The sequence below is a fragment of the Actinomadura sp. B10D3 genome (genome assembly GCF_039871695.1).
Lineage (GTDB): Bacteria > Actinomycetota > Actinomycetes > Streptosporangiales > Streptosporangiaceae > Spirillospora > Spirillospora madurae.
On the sequence record NZ_JBDPLY010000041.1, the window covers coordinates 23,848 to 39,535 of the forward strand.

Annotated in this window: 16 protein-coding genes; 14 read left to right on the forward strand and 2 right to left on the reverse strand. The window is 73.0% G+C overall.

Going from position 1 to position 15,688, the window contains the following annotated elements; genetic code table 11:
- The first annotated feature begins 5 nt into the window (after window positions 1-5).
- The 9 genes from ABGB11_RS38665 (at window position 6) to ABGB11_RS38705 (ending at window position 9,942) form a co-directional block, all read left to right on the forward strand.
- Window positions 6-1,532: a sugar ABC transporter ATP-binding protein gene (locus ABGB11_RS38665; RefSeq protein WP_347640476.1), complete on the forward strand. Its 1,527-nt coding sequence runs from the start codon at window positions 6-8 to the stop codon at window positions 1,530-1,532.
- Window positions 1,529-2,521 carry an ABC transporter permease gene (locus ABGB11_RS38670; protein WP_347640477.1) on the forward strand — a complete coding sequence of 331 codons (993 nt, stop codon included), beginning with the start codon at window positions 1,529-1,531 and terminating at the stop codon, window positions 2,519-2,521. The genes ABGB11_RS38665 and ABGB11_RS38670 overlap by 4 nt, the downstream gene beginning before the upstream one ends.
- Window positions 2,514-3,545: a sugar kinase gene (locus ABGB11_RS38675; protein WP_347640478.1), complete on the forward strand. Its 1,032-nt coding sequence runs from the start codon at window positions 2,514-2,516 to the stop codon at window positions 3,543-3,545. Before ABGB11_RS38670 ends, ABGB11_RS38675 begins: the two co-directional genes overlap by 8 nt.
- Window positions 3,542-4,177: a bifunctional 4-hydroxy-2-oxoglutarate aldolase/2-dehydro-3-deoxy-phosphogluconate aldolase gene (locus ABGB11_RS38680; RefSeq protein ID WP_347640479.1), complete on the forward strand. Its 636-nt coding sequence runs from the start codon at window positions 3,542-3,544 to the stop codon at window positions 4,175-4,177. Before ABGB11_RS38675 ends, ABGB11_RS38680 begins: the two co-directional genes overlap by 4 nt.
- Window positions 4,174-5,043 (forward strand): amidohydrolase family protein, encoded by an 870-nt coding sequence (locus ABGB11_RS38685; RefSeq protein ID WP_347640480.1) that lies wholly within the window; start codon window positions 4,174-4,176, stop codon window positions 5,041-5,043. The genes ABGB11_RS38680 and ABGB11_RS38685 overlap by 4 nt, the downstream gene beginning before the upstream one ends.
- Complete coding sequence (locus ABGB11_RS38690; protein ID WP_347640481.1) at window positions 5,043-6,188, forward strand: aminotransferase class I/II-fold pyridoxal phosphate-dependent enzyme; 1,146 nt, start codon at window positions 5,043-5,045, stop codon at window positions 6,186-6,188. The genes ABGB11_RS38685 and ABGB11_RS38690 overlap by 1 nt, the downstream gene beginning before the upstream one ends.
- Window positions 6,189-6,273: 85 nt before the next feature.
- The gene (locus tag ABGB11_RS38695; RefSeq protein ID WP_347640482.1) at window positions 6,274-7,260 is read left to right on the forward strand and encodes a helix-turn-helix domain-containing protein; all 987 of its coding nucleotides are present in this window, start codon (window positions 6,274-6,276) and stop codon (window positions 7,258-7,260) included.
- Window positions 7,261-7,309: 49 nt separating this feature from the next.
- Window positions 7,310-8,527, forward strand: a complete 1,218-nt coding sequence (locus tag ABGB11_RS38700) for a flavin-dependent oxidoreductase (protein WP_347640483.1) — start codon at window positions 7,310-7,312, stop codon at window positions 8,525-8,527.
- 215 nt (window positions 8,528-8,742) lie between these two features.
- A complete protein-coding gene (locus ABGB11_RS38705; RefSeq protein ID WP_347640484.1) occupies window positions 8,743-9,942 on the forward strand; it encodes a glycoside hydrolase family 6 protein in 1,200 nt (399 codons plus the stop codon).
- Window positions 9,943-9,968: 26 nt separating this feature from the next.
- Here the strand turns inward: ABGB11_RS38705 and ABGB11_RS38710 are convergent, their stop codons facing one another.
- Window positions 9,969-10,970, reverse strand: a complete 1,002-nt coding sequence (locus ABGB11_RS38710; RefSeq protein WP_347640485.1) for a helix-turn-helix domain-containing protein — start codon at window positions 10,968-10,970, stop codon at window positions 9,969-9,971.
- A gap of 129 nt (window positions 10,971-11,099) precedes the next feature.
- On the opposite strand from ABGB11_RS38710, the gene ABGB11_RS38715 reads away from it, so the two are divergent.
- The 5 genes from ABGB11_RS38715 (at window position 11,100) to ABGB11_RS38735 (ending at window position 14,840) form a co-directional block, all read left to right on the forward strand.
- Window positions 11,100-11,840, forward strand: a complete 741-nt coding sequence (locus ABGB11_RS38715; protein ID WP_347640486.1) for an NIPSNAP family protein — start codon at window positions 11,100-11,102, stop codon at window positions 11,838-11,840.
- A gap of 51 nt (window positions 11,841-11,891) precedes the next feature.
- Window positions 11,892-12,554, forward strand: a complete 663-nt coding sequence (lexA, locus tag ABGB11_RS38720) for a transcriptional repressor LexA (protein ID WP_347640487.1) — start codon at window positions 11,892-11,894, stop codon at window positions 12,552-12,554.
- A gap of 263 nt (window positions 12,555-12,817) precedes the next feature.
- Window positions 12,818-13,531 carry a tetratricopeptide repeat protein gene (locus ABGB11_RS38725; protein ID WP_347640488.1) on the forward strand — a complete coding sequence of 238 codons (714 nt, stop codon included), beginning with the start codon at window positions 12,818-12,820 and terminating at the stop codon, window positions 13,529-13,531.
- Between the two features lie 36 nt (window positions 13,532-13,567).
- Entirely contained in the window at window positions 13,568-14,152 is a 585-nt protein-coding gene (locus tag ABGB11_RS38730) for an RNA polymerase sigma factor (protein WP_347640489.1), read from the forward strand.
- Window positions 14,153-14,171: 19 nt separating this feature from the next.
- Window positions 14,172-14,840 carry a hypothetical protein gene (locus tag ABGB11_RS38735; protein ID WP_347640490.1) on the forward strand — a complete coding sequence of 223 codons (669 nt, stop codon included), beginning with the start codon at window positions 14,172-14,174 and terminating at the stop codon, window positions 14,838-14,840.
- A 70-nt stretch (window positions 14,841-14,910) separates the two neighbouring features.
- On the opposite strand, the gene ABGB11_RS38740 is transcribed toward ABGB11_RS38735, so the two are convergent.
- Window positions 14,911-15,681, reverse strand: a complete 771-nt coding sequence (locus tag ABGB11_RS38740) for a VOC family protein (RefSeq protein WP_347640491.1) — start codon at window positions 15,679-15,681, stop codon at window positions 14,911-14,913.
- Window positions 15,682-15,688 lie beyond the last annotated feature (7 nt).

Here is a 15,688-nt window from a genome sequence, read left to right on the forward strand (position 1 = left end):
GAACGATGACGAGCCCCGATTCGACCGCCCCGGCGCTGGAGGCGCGCGGCCTGGTCAAGCGGTTCCCCGGCGTCACGGCGCTGGACGGCGTGGACCTCGTCTGCCGCGCCGGACGGGTCCATGCCCTGCTCGGCGAGAACGGCGCCGGGAAGTCCACGCTCGTGCGCATCCTGACCGGGAACCACCCGCCGGACGCGGGCGAGCTGAGGATCGGCGGCGCGCCGGTCCGGCTGCACGACCCCCGCGACGCGCTCGCGCAGGGCGTCACCGCGGTGTACCAGGAGCTGACCGTCCTGCCGGAGCTGTCCGTCCTCGACAACGTCATGCTCGGCCAGGAGGTCGGCCGGCGCGGGCTGCTGAACCGCGACCGGCAGCGCGACACCGTCCGCACCGCGCTGCGCCGCGCCGGGCTCGGCGACCTCGACCCGCGCACGCGGGCGGGCACCCTGTCCGCCGCCGCGCAGCAGCTCGTCGAGATCGCGCGGGCGCTGGTGCGGGGCAGCCGCGTGCTGCTGCTGGACGAGCCGTCGGCCCTGCTGTCCGGCGGCGGGCTGGACGCGCTGCACGCCGTCGTCCGCGAGCTCGCCGCGGACGGTGTCGCGATCATCTACATCACGCACCGGCTGGAGGAGGTGCGGGCCCTCGCCGACGACGTCACCGTGCTGCGCGACGGGCGGCTCGTCTCCACCGGGCCGGCGGCGGAGTACCCGGTCGGCCGGATCGTCCGCGAGATGGTCGGGCGGGACGTCGACACCGTCTTCCCCGCCCTGTCCGAACCGGGTGACGGCGAGGTGCTGAGCGTCCGCGGCCTGCTGCCCGCGGGGCCGGGCGCGGCCGGGCCGGGGCTCGACCTGTCCGTGCGGGCGGGCGAGATCGTCGGCGTCGCCGGGCTGCTCGGCTCGGGCCGCAGCCGCCTGCTCCGCACGCTCGCCGGCGTCCGGCCCCGCGCCGCCGGGACGGTGAGCGTCGGCGGGACCCCCGTCCGCGCCTCCCTGCACGCGGCGATGCGGGCCGGGGTGGTGCTCGTCCCCGAGGAGCGCAAGACGGAGGGGCTGGTGCTCGACCTGCCCGTCCGCGCCAACACGACGCTGTCCAGCATCGCCGCCGTGTCGCCCGGCGGCTGGCTGTCGTCCGCGCGCGAGCGGGAGGCGTTCGAGGAGGAGCGCGAGCGGTTCGGGATCCGCGTGTCGGGCCCCGAGCAGCCGACCGGGCAGCTGTCCGGCGGCAACCAGCAGAAGATCGTCCTCGCGAAGTGGCTGCGCACCCGCCCCCGGGTGCTGCTGCTGGACGAGCCGACCCGCGGCATCGACATCGGCGCCAAGGCGGAGATCTACCGGATAGTCGCCGGGCTCGCCGCCGAGGGCCTCGCCGTCGTGTTCGCCTCCAGCGAGCTGCCGGAGGTGACCGGCCTCGCCCACCGGGTGCTCGTGTGCCGCGGCGGCCGGGTCGCGGGCGAGCTGACCGGAGACGAGATCAACGAGGAGCGCATCATGCATCTGGCGCTTGGCACAGAGCAGGAGGTGGCGTCGTGACCGCGGTGAGCGCGCCCGCCGCGGGCATGCCTGCTCGGGAGCGGCTCGCGACCGTGCTGTCGGGGGCGGCGCGGACCGGGCTCGCCGCCTGGACGATCGTCGCGCTCATCGTCGCGGGCCTGACCGTCGCCGACCCCGGCGGGTTCTGGACGCCGGCCAACATCGCCAACGTGCTCACCGCGACCGTCGTGCTCGGGCTGGTCGCGCTCGGCCAGCACATGGTCGTCCTCACCGGCGGGATCGACCTGTCGGTGGGGTCGACGGCGACGCTGTCCGCGCTGCTCACGGCGATGCTCATCGACGGCTACCCGATCCGCACGATCCCGACGATCATCGGCATGCTGGTGCTCGGCGCCGCGATCGGCGCCGTGCACGGGCTGATCGTCGCGAACACGCGGATCCCGGCGTTCGTGGTCACGCTGTCCACGTTCTACCTGATCCAGGGCGTCGCGTTCATGATCAGCACGACGCCGTCCGGGCAGGTCACCCGGGCCCTCGCGGACGTCGGGATGCGCCGCTTCGGGCCGTTCCCGCTCGCCCTCGCCGTCCTCGCGGTGGCCGCACTGATCGTCGCCGTGCTGCTGCACCGCACCCGGTTCGGGCGGCACGTGCACGCCGTCGGCGGGGACGCGGCGGCCGCCCGGTCCGCGGGGGTGCCCGTCCGCCGCACGCTCGTCCTCGCGTTCGTCATCGCCGGGACCCTCGCCGCGGCGGCCGGCGTCATGCTCGCCGCCCGCGCCACCATCGGCTCGCCCAGCGCCGGGCAGGGCCTGGAACTGTCCGCCATCACCGTCGTCGTGGTCGGCGGCGCGTCGCTGCTCGGCGGGCGCGCCAGCCTCGCCGGGACGCTCGGCGGCGTGGCCCTGCTCGCCCTCGTGGAGAGCTCGTTCACGCTGCTGCAGTTCCCCGCCACCGCGTCCGACCTGATCCGGGGCGTCGTCATCCTCGCCGCCGCGGCCCTGTTCGTCCCGAGGTCCACCCGTGAATGAACCCGCTCCCTCCCGTCCCGCCTCCCCGGGCCACCCGCCGCCGCGCGTCGTCGGGCTCGGCGAGTCGCTCATCCGGCTGTCCGCGCCGGGGCACGAGCGCCTGGACCAGGCGGGCGACCTGCGCGTCCATGTCGGCGGCGCGGAGATGAACGTGCTCATCGGCGCCGCCGGGCTCGGCCTGCCGGCGACCTGGCTGACCCGCCTCGCCGACAACCCGCTCGGCCGCCGGGTCGCCGCCCACGCCCGCGCGCACGGCGTCGTCCCGCGCGTCGACTGGGACGGCGACGCCCGCGCGCCGCTCTACTTCGTCGAGCACGGCGCGCACCCCCGGCCGTCGGAGGTGCTCTACGACCGTTCCGGTACCGCGATGACCCGGCTGGCCGCGGACTCCTTCGACTGGAAGGACGCCGTCGCGGGCGCCGGCGCCGTCGTGTGCAGCGGCATCACCTGCGCGCTCGGCGCCGGGCCCGCCGCCGCGGCCGAGGCTCTGTTCGCCGCGGCCCGTTCCGCCGGCGCCCGCACCGCGTTCGACGTCAACCACCGCTCCAGGCTGTGGACGTGGGAGCAGGCCGTCCCCGTGCTGCGGCGCCTGGTGCCGTCCGTGGACGTCCTGCTCGCCGGGCACCAGGACCTCCTGCGGCTGCTCCCCTCCGCGGACCCGGACGCGGGTCAGGTCGCGCTCGCCCATCGGGCGATCGAGGAGTTCGGCTGCGACACCGTCGTGCTGCGCGAGACCGCCCAGCTCACCGGGCGGCGCGTGGCGACCGGCGTCGCCGCGGTCACCGCCGGGGGCGAGGTCGCGAGCCCGACCTACGAGGCCGACGTGGTGGACCCCTTCGGCGCGGGCGACGCGGCCTTCGGCGTGTTGCTCGCCTCCCTGCTGACCGGCGACGACCTCGCGACGGCCGTGGACAAGGCCGCCTGGGCCGGCGCGTTCCAGCACACCCTGCCCGGGGACGCCTGCACGATCCGTCCCGCCGACCTCGCCCGCCGCGGCGCCCCGGCGCGGAGGATCCTGCGATGAGCGACGTCATCGACGGGATCCGCGCGGCGGGCGCCGTCGCGATCCTGCGGCTGACCGACCACCGCCATGCCGTGCCGGTCGGGCGGGCCCTGTACGGCGCCGGGCTGACCGCCATGGAGATCACCTTCGACCATCCCGGCGCTCCCGCCGCCCTCCGCGACCTGCGCGCCGCGCTCCCCGAGGACGCGCTCCTCGGCGCCGGGACGGTCCGCACGCCGGACCAGGTGCGGCTGGCCGCCGAGCACGGCGCCCTCTACTGCGTCAGCCCGCACACGGACGCGCCGCTCATCCGGGCCGTCCTCGCGGCGGGCCTGGAACCGCTGCCGGGCGCGGGCACGGCCACCGAGGTCGCGACCGCCCTGGACGCCGGCGCCCGCCTCATCAAGCTGTTCCCGGCGGGGCCGCTGGGCGTCCCGTACATGCGCGCGCTGCACGGGCCGTTCCGGGGCACGGCCTTCGTCCCGACCGGAGGCATCCGCCACGACGCCGTCGGCGCCTGGCTGGACGCGGGGGCCGCCGCGGTCGGCCTCGGCTCCGACCTGGTCCCGGCCGCGCCGTCCGAGGACGACGTCCCGCTGATCGCCGGACGGGCCGCCCGGGTCGCCGCCCAGGTCGCGGAGGCCCGCTCATGATCGTCGACGCCCACCTGCACATCTTCCGCCCCGCCTCCGTCCACCCGCGGACCGTCGACGCCCTCGCGCCCGCCGGCCGGGACGCGCCCGCCGAGGACCTGCTCGCCGTGATGGCCGAGGCGGGCATCGACCGGGCGGTCCTCGTCCCGCTCGGCCCGGAGGACGACTACGTCGCGGAGACGGTCGCCGCCCACCCGGGACGGTTCGCCGCCATCGCCGTCGCCGACCGCGCGACCCAGGGGCTCGGCCCCGCCGACCCCGTCGAGACGCTCCACGCGCGCCTCGACCGGGGCTTCTCGGGGCTGCGCACGCAGTGGCTCGGCGACCCGTCCCGCCCGCTCGCCGAGTCGCCGATGCTGCCCGTCCTGAGGGAACTGGCCGACCGCGGCCTGCCGCTGTGGTCCTATCTGCCACCGTCCCAGCTCCCGCTGCTGCGCGAGCTGCCCGGCACGGTCGGCGACCTGCGGATCGTCCTCAACCACCTGGGCTTCGCGCCGCACGGCATGCGCGTGGACGAGCACGGCCGGCCCGCGTTCGACGACCCCTTCCCGCCGTCCGTCGTGGAGACCGTCCTCGACCTGGCCCGGCACCCGCACACCTACCTGATGTTCTCCGGGCAGTACGCGCTGTCGCGCCAGGCACCGCCGTACCCCGACCTGTTCCCCGTGATCCGGGCGTTCGCCGGCGCCTACGGCCCGGACCGCATGCTGTGGGCCTCGGACCATCCCTGGACCAGGGACGTCCCCGGCCCGGCGGAGCTGCTGCGCCTCGCCGACCATGCGCTGCCCGGCCTGTCCCCGTCCGAGAGGGCCGCCCTGCACGGCGGGACCGCCCTCACCCTGCTCCCGACCCTCAAGGAGGCCTGATGCCGTCCGTCGCCCCCAGCGCCGAGCAGATGCCCCGCTCCGGCATCCGCGCGATCATGGACATGGCGTGGCGTCTGGAGGACCCGGTCATCGGCCTGCACGTCGGCGAGCCGAGCTTCCCGACCCCGCCGCACGTCCTCGCCGCCGCGGAGGAGGCGTACGCGGCGGGCCGCACCCGGTACGTCCCGAACGCCGGAGTCGGCGAGCTGCGCGAGGCGCTGTCCGCCAAGCTCGCCGAGCGCAACGGCATCCAGGTCCCGGCCGAGCAGGTCATCATCACCGCGGGCGGGATGCAGGCACTGCACCTGGCCCTGTCCTCCGTGGTCTCCGCGGGCGACGAGGTGCTCATCCCCGACCCCGGCTGGCCCAACTTCGCGATGGTCGTCCAGCTCCTCCAGGCCGTCCCCGTCCGGTACGGGCTGCGTCCCGAGCGCGGGTTCATCCCGGACGCCGGCGCCCTGGACGCCCTGGTCACGCCCCGCACCCGCGCGATCGTCCTGAACTCCCCGTCCAACCCGCTGGGCGCCGTCCAACCCGAGGCCGACGTCCGGCGCCTCGTGGAGTTCGCCCGCCGCCACGACCTCTGGCTCGTCTCGGACGAGTGCTACGAGGCGATCACGTTCGGCGCCCCGCACGTCAGCCCCGGCGCGTTCGACACCGACGGGCGCGTGCTCGGCGCCTTCAGCTTCTCCAAGACCTACGCGATGACGGGCATGCGCGTCGGCTACCTCGTCGTCCCGCCCGCCCTCGCCGCCGTCTGCGCCAAGCTCCAGGAACCCCTCGTCGCCTGCGTCAACGCCCCCGCCCAGTACGGGGCGCTCGCCGCGCTCACCGGACCCCAGGACCAGGTCGAGGCCGCCCGCGGCGCCTACCTCGAACGCCGCGACGCCGCCGCGGCCGTCCTCGACAAGGCGGGGCTGCCCTACCTCCGGCCGGAGGGGGCCTTCTACCTCTGGGCGGACGTCTCCTCCCTCACCGGCGGCGACGTGTCGGACTGGGCCATCCGTCTCCTCCAGCAGCGGCACGTGGCCGTCGCCCCCGGCACCACCTTCGGACCGCAGGGCGAAGGCTGGGTCCGCCTTTCCCTGGCCACCGCCACCGGCGACCTCCTGGAGGGACTGGCCCGCCTGCTCGACTTCCGCTGACCGATCGCGTTCAGGGAACGGCGGTTGCGTTCGAGGATCGGCCGGGCGATGCTGGGTCGACCCCGCGCCGACACTGTGGTGGGTCATGGATGTGATCAGCACCGCCGACGTTCCGGCGGAGGAGCGGTTCGCCTTCTGGCACGAGCTCAACGGGAAGTTATACGCGCCCTACGACTTACGCTGCGATCCGCGGTGGGAACCCCGGTTTCAGGCTCAGGTCGGCGTCAGCGACTTCGGTCCCGTGCAGGCGACGCTGATCACCACGATGCCGCACTCGATCCACCGCACGCCCAAGCTCATCCGCCAGACCGACCCTGGAATGTACAAGCTGGGCTGCTTCGTCAAAGGCGGCGGTTTCAAGGAGCAGGACGGCCGGTGCGTGGAGCTCAACGTCGGGGATCTGATGTTCTACGACACCTCGCTCCCCTACCTGGCCTCGTTCCTGCCGGACGTGCCGGAGAGCCGGGTGCTGCTTCTGCGTTTCCCCCGCTCGTTGCTCCCTTTACCTGAACGGGACCTGCGGCAACTCACCACGGTCTCGATCCCGGGCGACCAGGGCATCGGCGCCCTGTCCTCGCAGTTCCTCCAGCAGCTCGCCCACCGCATGGACGAACTCGGCCCGGCCGACGCCGCCCGCCTGTCGACCCTCGCCCTCGACGTGCTGACCGTGGCGCTGGCCAACGCGCTCGACGTCCACCTGCCGTCCCATACTCGGCAGCGAGCGCTGACGGCCGAGATCCACGCCTTCGTCCAGGCGAACCTGGGCGATGCGAACCTGACCCCCGGATCGATCGCCGCGGCGCACCACATCTCCCTGCGCTACCTGCACAAGCTTTTCCAGCAGGACGGGCACACCGTTGCCGGCTGGATCCGCGAGCGCCGCCTGGAACGGTGCCGCCGCGACCTTGCCGACCCCCGGCTCGCCGCCCGCCCGATCAGCGCGATCGCGGCCCGGTGGGGATTCACCAGGGCATCGCATTTCAGCCAGGCCTTCCGCAACGCCTACGGCCTCTCACCGCGCGAATTCCGCGAACAGTGCGCGCAGACTAAAGGCGAGTGCGCTCAGACGTAACGACAGACCGACCAGAAACCGGCACTCTCTCTCAATGAGGAAGGCAACCGTGAACGTCGCGATTGTGGGAGCGGGGATCGGCGGTCTGTTCACCGCCTTGCGCCTGCATGCCGAGGGCATCCGCTGCGTGGTCTACGAGCGCGGGGAGCAGATCCGCGAGCTCGGCGTCGGAATCAACGTGCTGCCGTTCGCGACCAAGGAACTGGCCGCGTTAGGCCTGCTGGACCGGCTGGACGAGATCGGAGTCCGCACCGGCGAACTCGTCTACACCCACCGCCTGGGCCACGAGATCATGCGCCGCCCCTGCGGACTCGCCGCCGGCTTCGACCACCCGCAGATCAGCGTGCACCGCGGCCGCCTGCAAGGCATGCTCCACCGCGCGGTGGAGGAACGGCTCGGCGCCGACGCCGTGCGCACCAACCACCACCTGACCGGCTTCGAGCAGGACTCCGAAGCGGTGACCGCCCACTTCGCCGACGGCTCGCAGGCGCGCGCGGACATCCTCATCGGCGCCGACGGCATCCACTCGACCGTCCGGTCGACCCTGTTCCCGGACGAGGGCCCGCCGCGCTGGGGCGGCATGATGCTGTGGCGCGGCGCCACCGAATGGCCCGAATACGGCACCGGCCGCACCATGGTGATCGCCGGCGGCAACACCGCCAAGCTCGTCGTCTACCCGATCGCGCCGGGCACGGATACCAAGCTCACCAACTGGGCCATCGGCGTCGTCATCGGCCGCCCCGGCGACCCGCCGCCCAGCGAGCAGGACTGGGCGCGCCCGGCCGACCCGGCGGACCTGGCCGAGCACATCAAGCTCTTCGCGCCCGACCTCTTCGACCACGCCGCCATGATCGAGGCCACCCGCGAGCGCTTCGAGTTCCCGATGTGCGACCGCGACCCCCTCCCCTACTGGACGCGGGGCCGCGTCACCCTCCTGGGTGACGCCGCCCACCCCATGTACCCGATGGGCTCGAACGGCGCCGGCCAGGCCATCCTGGACGCGGTGAACCTGAGCACTCACCTGGCGGCCCGCACCGACCCCGCCGAAGCCCTGCGTTCCTACCAGGACGACCGCCTCCCCGCCACCGCCCAGATCGTCCACCGCAACCGCCTGGGCGGCCCCGAGCAGGTCATCGAGGAGGTCGAACGCCGAGCCCCGAACGGCTTCGACCGCATCGAAGACGTGATGGACCCCGCCGAAATGGAGGAAATGGTGACCAGCTACCTCCAAGCCTCCACCGCCACCCGCCCCGTCCGGAAACCCTGACCCAAGCACAACGGCGGGTCGGGCAGCGGCTGCTCCGGATCGAACGGGTACGCCATGGACACTCCTGATCTTGGAACGGGTGGGCCGCACACTAGCGGGGGTTGACGGATCGCGCAGAGGTCTTCAGACTCCCGGGCATGGGAGCGCTCCCATGCGTGTCCGCGGGCACGTCTCGGGTGCGTCTCCTCCACCACCCCGAGACTCTGGAGTACCGGATGAGACGACGCATCGGGATGCTCGCCGCCGCGACGGCGGGCCTCGTCGCGGTTCTCGCGCCGCCGGCGCAGGCGTTAGGACACGACGATCCGCTGGCCGGAAAGGCCAGGTTCTACGTCGAGCCCGCGACCAACGCGGGGCGGCAGGCCGACATCTGGGCGGCCGCGGGGCGCGACGCCGACGCGGCGCACATGCGGGCGCTGTCCAAGGTCTCGCAGGCGATCTGGTTCACCGGCGGCACGCCCGCCGAGGTGCGGACGGCGGTACGGCGGACGATGGCCGGTGCGGCCAGGCAGCACGCCGTCCCGACGCTGGTCGCGTACTACGTGCCGGGCCGGGACTGCTCGCAGTACTCGGCGGGCGGCGCTCCGTCCGAGGCCGCCTACCGCGCCTGGATCGACGCCTTCGCGAAGGGGATCGGCGGCGGCCGCGCCGTGGTGATCGTCGAGCCGGACGGGCTGGCGCTGCTGTCCAGCGAGCCGTGGTGCAACGAGGGCGGGGGCGGCACCACCGGCACGCCGGAGGACCCCGCCCTGGTCGAGGAGCGCTTCCGCGAGATCAACTACGCGATCCGCACCCTGCAGCGGCTGCCGCGCACCGGTGTGTATGTGGATTCCGGACATTCGGACTGGCAGCCGCTCGAGGACTACGACGCCGGATACGGCGAACCTCGCGCCCAGCTCGGCATGGCCAGCCGCCTGCTCAAGGGCGGTATCGCCAAGGCCGACGGCTTCGCGCTGAACGTCTCCAACTATCGGTCGACCGAGGAGTTGGTCTCGTACGGGACCAGGCTGTCCAAGTGCCTGCGCTTCCGCCAGAAGACGGGCGCGGCCGGCTGCTCGGACAGCGACCTGGCCGGCGTTCCGGACAACGCGCGTGCGCTCACGCACTTCGTCCTGGACACCAGCCGCAACGGCCAGGGGCCGTGGACGCCTCCGGCGGACAAGTACACCGATCCCCAGGTCTGGTGCAACCCGCCGGGCCGCGGCCTCGGCGCCCGGCCCTCGACACGCACCGGTGACCCCCTGGTGGACGCCTTCCTCTGGATCAAGCGTCCCGGCGAGTCCGACGGCCAGTGCACCCGCGGCACCGCCGGCCCGGAGGACCCCGAGTACGGCGTGGTCGATCCGGCGGCCGGCGTCTGGTGGCCCGAGTACGCCTTGGGCCTCTCCCAGCGGGCCGTGCCTCCGCTCCGCTAGATCGTGGCCCGGGTGCTGATCCCGGATCAGCGCCCGGGCCGCACTGCCCGGTCGTCCGGCGCGTGTCCGGCGCGGAAAGTGGTGCGGTAGTCGGTCGGTGGGACGCCCACGTGGGCGGTGAAGTGGCGCCGCATGTTGGCGGCGGAGCCGAAGCCGCTGCGCCTGCTCACCTGCTCGACCGGAAGGTCGGTGGATTCCAGCAGCCTGCGTGCGTGGACGAGACGCTGGCCCAGGAGCCATTGCAGGGGCGTGGTCCCGGTCGTCGCGACGAACCGCCGGGCGAACGTCCGGGGGCTCATGCCTGCCCTGCGGGCGAGGTCGGCCACGGTCAGCGGGTGGTCGAGACGCTGGGAGGCCCACTCCAGGACGGGGCCGAGCCCGCCGTCGCCGGGCCGGGGCACCGCGTGGTCGATGTACTGCGCCTGCCCGCCGACGCGGTGGGCGGGCAGCACCATACGGCGAGCGACCCGGTTGGCGACGTCCGCGCCCAGGTCGCAGCGGAGCAGGTGCAGGCACAGGTCCACGCCCGCGCTGCGTCCGGCGCTGGTGAGCACGCCGCCCTCGTCGATGTAGAGGACCGAGGCGTCCACCTGCACCCGGGGATGGCGCCGCGCCAGGACGTCGGAGAACAGCCAGTGCGTCGCGGCGCGCCTTCCGTCGAGCAGGCCCGCGGCGGCCAGGGCGAAGGCGCCGGTGCACAGCGACACCATGCGGGCCCCCGCACGGGATGCCTCGATGAGCGCGTCGGTCAGCTCGGAGGGAATCGGCTGATCGGTGAGCACGTGGACGTACGGGAGCGCCGGGACGATCACCGTGTCCGCCTTCGGCAGCTCGTCCAGCCCGTGGCGGGTCTCGACGGCGAAGCCGTACTCCGAGCGGGCGCCGCCGGTCCCGATGCCGCAGACGCGGAGGTCGTACCAGGGATCGGCGAGGTCGGGGCGCGGGCTGCCGAACATCTCGAACGCGATGGTCAGCTCGAACAGCGGCATGCCGTCGAGGACGGCGATCGCGACGGATCCTGCGCCCATGGCACGGCATCTTATGGCAGGAATCGTGCGGAAATTGACTTTCCTGCCACTCGAAGCGCAGGAGCGGTCGGTGACACGCTCTCGGTGCCGGCGTGCCGAGGAGCGGTGCGCCCGCCGAGAGGAGGGTTCGTGTCCGCGATCCCCGCCGCCGAGCCGCAGGACGTCTCGCCCGTCGTCGAGCTCCGGCAGTACACGCTGCATTCCGGCCGCCGGGAAGAGCTGACCGGACTCTTCGAGCGGGAGTTCGTCGAGACGCAGGAAGCCGTCGGGATGAGCGTCATCGGCATCTTCCACGACGAGGACCGCCCCGATCGTTTCGTCTGGATACGCGGGTTCGCCGGCATGGCCGAGCGGCATCGGGCGCTGACCGCGTTCTACCTGGAGAGCGACGCGTGGAAGGCCCACGGGCCCGCGGCGGCGGCGACCATGGTCGACGCGTCGGACGTCCTGCTGCTGCGCCCCGCGCATGCCGGGAGGGGCATCGCCGTCGCCGCCGAGCGGCCCGGTCCGGGATCCGCCGAGCGTCCCGAGTCGCGCGTCCTCGTAACCGTTCACCACCCGGAACGGGCGGCCACCGGCGAGGTCGTGCGGCTCATCGACGAGCGCGTCCATCCGCTGATGGCCGAGGCCGGGGCGACGCCCATCGGGTGCCTGGTGACGGAGCCGGCGGAGAACACGTTCACCAGGCTCCCGGTCCGGGAGGGCGAGAACGTGGTCGTCTCGCTGGCGGTCGTCACGAGCGCCGGCGCGCTTCGCGACCATGACGGGCGCCTGGCGGCCTCCGCGGCGTGGGCATCGGTGCGGGCACGCCTCACCGCGCCCGCCGAGCGGCTGGTGCTGGCTCCGACGGCCCGGTCCCTCGTGCGCTGACCGGCGATTCCCGGCCGTGGTCCCCGCCGCCGCACCCCTACAATTCCGTCCGTGACCGCCTACCGTGATCTCGACGCGTTCGGAGACCTGGACGCCGCCGCACTGCCCCAGCGCCAGCAGCGGATCCTGGCCATGATCCAGGACTGGGTGGTCCGGTACGGGTACGCGCCGAGCACGCGCCAGATCGGCGACGCCGTCGGCCTGCGGTCATCGTCGTCGGTGTCGCGCCACCTCGCGAGCCTGGAGGACAAGGGGTTCCTGCGGCGCGGCGCCGCGGTGTCGCGGCCGATCGACACGCGCATGTTCCTGCAGGAGGCACCGCAGCGGGACGCTTCCGGCGGGCCGGTGGCGGTGCCCGTCGTGGGCCACATCGCCGCCGGTACTCCCATCTCGGCCGAGGAGCACGTCGAGGACACGCTGACGCTGCCCCGCGAGGTCACCGGGAGCGGCACCGTCTTCGCCCTGCGCGTGCGCGGCGACTCGATGATCGACGCCGCGATCTGCGACGGCGACATCGTCGTGGTCCGCCGGCAGCAGGAGGCCCACTCCGGCCAGATCGTCGCCGCCATGATCGACGGCGAGGCCACCGTGAAGGTCTACCGGCGCCGCGACGGACACGTCCGGCTCGAACCGCGCAACCCCGCCTACGACGTCATCGACGGCGACGAAGCCGTCGTACTCGGGATCGTCGTCTCGGTCATCCGCAGCCTCTGACGCGCCGGGCCGATCCGCGGATCGTGTTTCGCCGCCGGGCATCGTCGCGCGATTAAACCTGGTGGCGCTGGCCTGCTTGGGTCATGCCCGCTCATCGGACAGGGTGCTCTGAGCCGCCCCGAAAAGCGTCGAACAAGTGGAGCGACCTGGAAAGCCGGGCAACTCCGCACCGGCGGTATCGGGGTGATCGAGTCGGTATGTGGAAAATACTGAGGCGCCCACGGAGACGGTCGCGTTCCTCGACCGGCGGCTTCGGCGCCACGATGCATTATCACCTTGCCCTGGTCGCCCTGGAGGACAAACAGCCGCAAGAGGCCGAAAACCGTCTCAGGCGCGCCGCTGAGGCCGGTCATGCCGACGCCATGGATCGTCTCGCGCTACTGCTGAACGAGACGGACCGGGCGTCGGAGGCCGAGGAGTGGTGCCGCCGCGCCGTCCAGGCCTCGGATGCGCCCGGGGCCATGACCAGCCTGGGTATCGTCCTCTACCAATCTGGACGGAACGACGAGGCCGAATACTGGTGGACGCGCGCCGCGGAAAGCGCCGAGACCACCGCGATGTTCAACCTCGGGGGCCTTGCCTCGGTCACCGGGCGCACGGAAATGGCCGAGAAATGGTACCGGCGGGCCGCCGAGGCGGGCTTCACGGACGCCATGCTGGATCTCGGCTACCTCCTCAACGAGGCGGGCAGGCCGAGAGAGGCCGAGCAGTGGTACCGGCGAGGTGCCGAAAGCGGTCATATCCGCTGCATGGTGAACCTCGGCGTCATGATGGCGAGAGCGGGGATCCTGGCTGAGGCCGAGCGGTGGTGGAGGCGCGCCGCCGACGCCGGCGACGCCAAGGCCATGCTCGGCCTCAGCAAGCTGATGCTGAGCAGAGGCCGGAAAGGCGGGGCCGCGTGGTGGCGGCAGCGCGCGGCCGAGGCGGCCGAGGCGGTCGAAGCGGCCGAGAAGACGGATCGGGCGGGAGGGCAATAACGGGTGTCAGGATGATGACCCGGAAGGTGCCGGTCCATGAGCGCCACTGTTCCCCCGTCCGCCGCGCCGCCCAGGGCGCCGGCAGACCCCAGCGACGCCGCGGTGATCGTGGCGTCGCGCGATGATCCTGAACGGTTCTCGGAGATATTCGACCGGTACATCGGGGAGATCCACCGCTACGTCGAGTCCCGTGTGGGAAGCGCGCCGGCCGATGATGTGGCCGCCAAGACCTTCCTGACCGCCTTCACGTTGCGGCACCGCTACGACGCCGACCGGCCGCAGGCGCGCGCGTGGTTATACGGGATCGCCACCAATCTGGTCCGGCGGCATCGGCGTTCCGAGAAGCGTGCCCGCCGCCTGTTCGGACGCGCGGCGGCCGTGGACGACCACGCCGAGCGGGTGGCCGAGATGGTCAGCGCGCAGCGGATGCAACCCCGGCTGGAGAAGGCGCTGGCGGGCCTGGGCGCGGGAGACCGCGACGTCCTTCTGCTGGTCGCCTACGGCGACCTGAGCTACGAGGAGGTCGCGCAGGCACTCGGCATCCGCGCCGGGACGGTCGGTTCCCGGCTCACCCGGGCGCGGCGCAAGCTGCGCCGGGCACTCGAAGCAGACCCGGAGTAGGGCAAGGAGACGTGCAGTGATGGACGAGATGCAGATGCTGCGGGAGTACCACGGCGCCCGTCCCGGCCCCTCGCCCGAGGTCGTCGCCGAGGTCCGCGCCCGGCTGCGGGAGAAGTCACGGACACCGGCACGCCCGGCCCCGCGGCGGCGATACGTCGTGGGTGCGGCGGCCGTCGCCACGGCGGCGGTCGCGATCGTGCCGTTGGGCACCCTCGGCGGCGAGTCGGGCGGCGGCCGGGCTTACGCGGCCGAGCGACTGCCGGACGGCCGGATCAAGGTGACGATGGACGACCTCAGCGGCCCGCCCGAGGTGGTCCAGCGCCGGCTCGACGGAGTGGAACGAAAGCTCGCCGCGCTGGGGGTCAAGGCGGACATCGGATTCATCCCCTTCTTTACGCGATGCTCGACCATCCCCCGCGGCGACCTCGACGAGGAGACCAACCGCCGCACCACCGCGGTGGACGACGGATGGCTCCTGCCCGACCGGGACGAACGCGCGATCTTCTATGTGCACCCGGAGCGCATCAAACCGGGAAACACCCTGGTGTGGACGATCTCGGTGAACCGCACCACCGGCGCGACCGCGGTGGGATTCAGCAGCTACCAGGTACGCGGTCCGGTGAAGCCCTGCAACCCCGTCCCGCTTCCCCAGCGCGACCGCCTGCCCGGCGTCAAGCCCTCACCCTGACGTCCAGCCGACCGGGAACCAGGCACGGTCGGGGGACGTCCAAACGACATCGACCACGTTGTCACAGGCATTACTCGTAGAGGTACTGGCCCAGGCCGATCAGGTTTCCTTCACTGTCGCGGAACCATGTCCCACGCTCGCCGGTCGCCCCGGTGGACGGGTAGTGGCCCTTCACATCGACGATGTCGTCTTCGAACCGCACGCCGCGCTTGCGCAAATCCTCGACGGCCAGGTCGATGTCGGGCACGGTGAAGCTCATCTGCGTATGGTCCCCCGACGCCTCGCCGGTCGACGCGAAGACCACGAACTCGGTGCCGCCGCACACGTAGCGCAGGCCGCCGTCGCGCTCCTCGGCCGGTTCCAGGCCCAGCCGTTCGGAGTACCAGCGGCGGGCCCGGTCGAGGTCCTGCGCCGGCAGCCGGACCGCCGCGCGGGCGTGGTCCAGGGGACCGGCGGTCTCCCCCGCGCGCTCCTTCTTCTTCGCCCAGTACGTCGGCGTGGTCTGGATGAGCTGCACGTAGTTGCCTTCGGGGTCCTCGACGGTGGCGAACCAGAGCCCGCCGTCGCGGTACTCCACCCTAGACACCCAGGTGGCGCCGCGGTCGTCGAGACGCTGCGCGGCCTTGTGGATGTCGGGGACGGAGTAGTTGAGGATGACCCGTCCGGGCTCGGCGGCGCGGGGCGCGACGTCGTCGCGGCCGTCGATCAGCACGCCGACCTGCCCGAACCCGAGGAACCCGTCGACGTCGGGCCGCGCGCCCAGTGCGTCGGCGTACCACTCCCCCAACCGCTGCGGATCGGTGCTTCCGATGAGAACGCTCTCGATCGTGGTCGTGCCCATGGCTTCC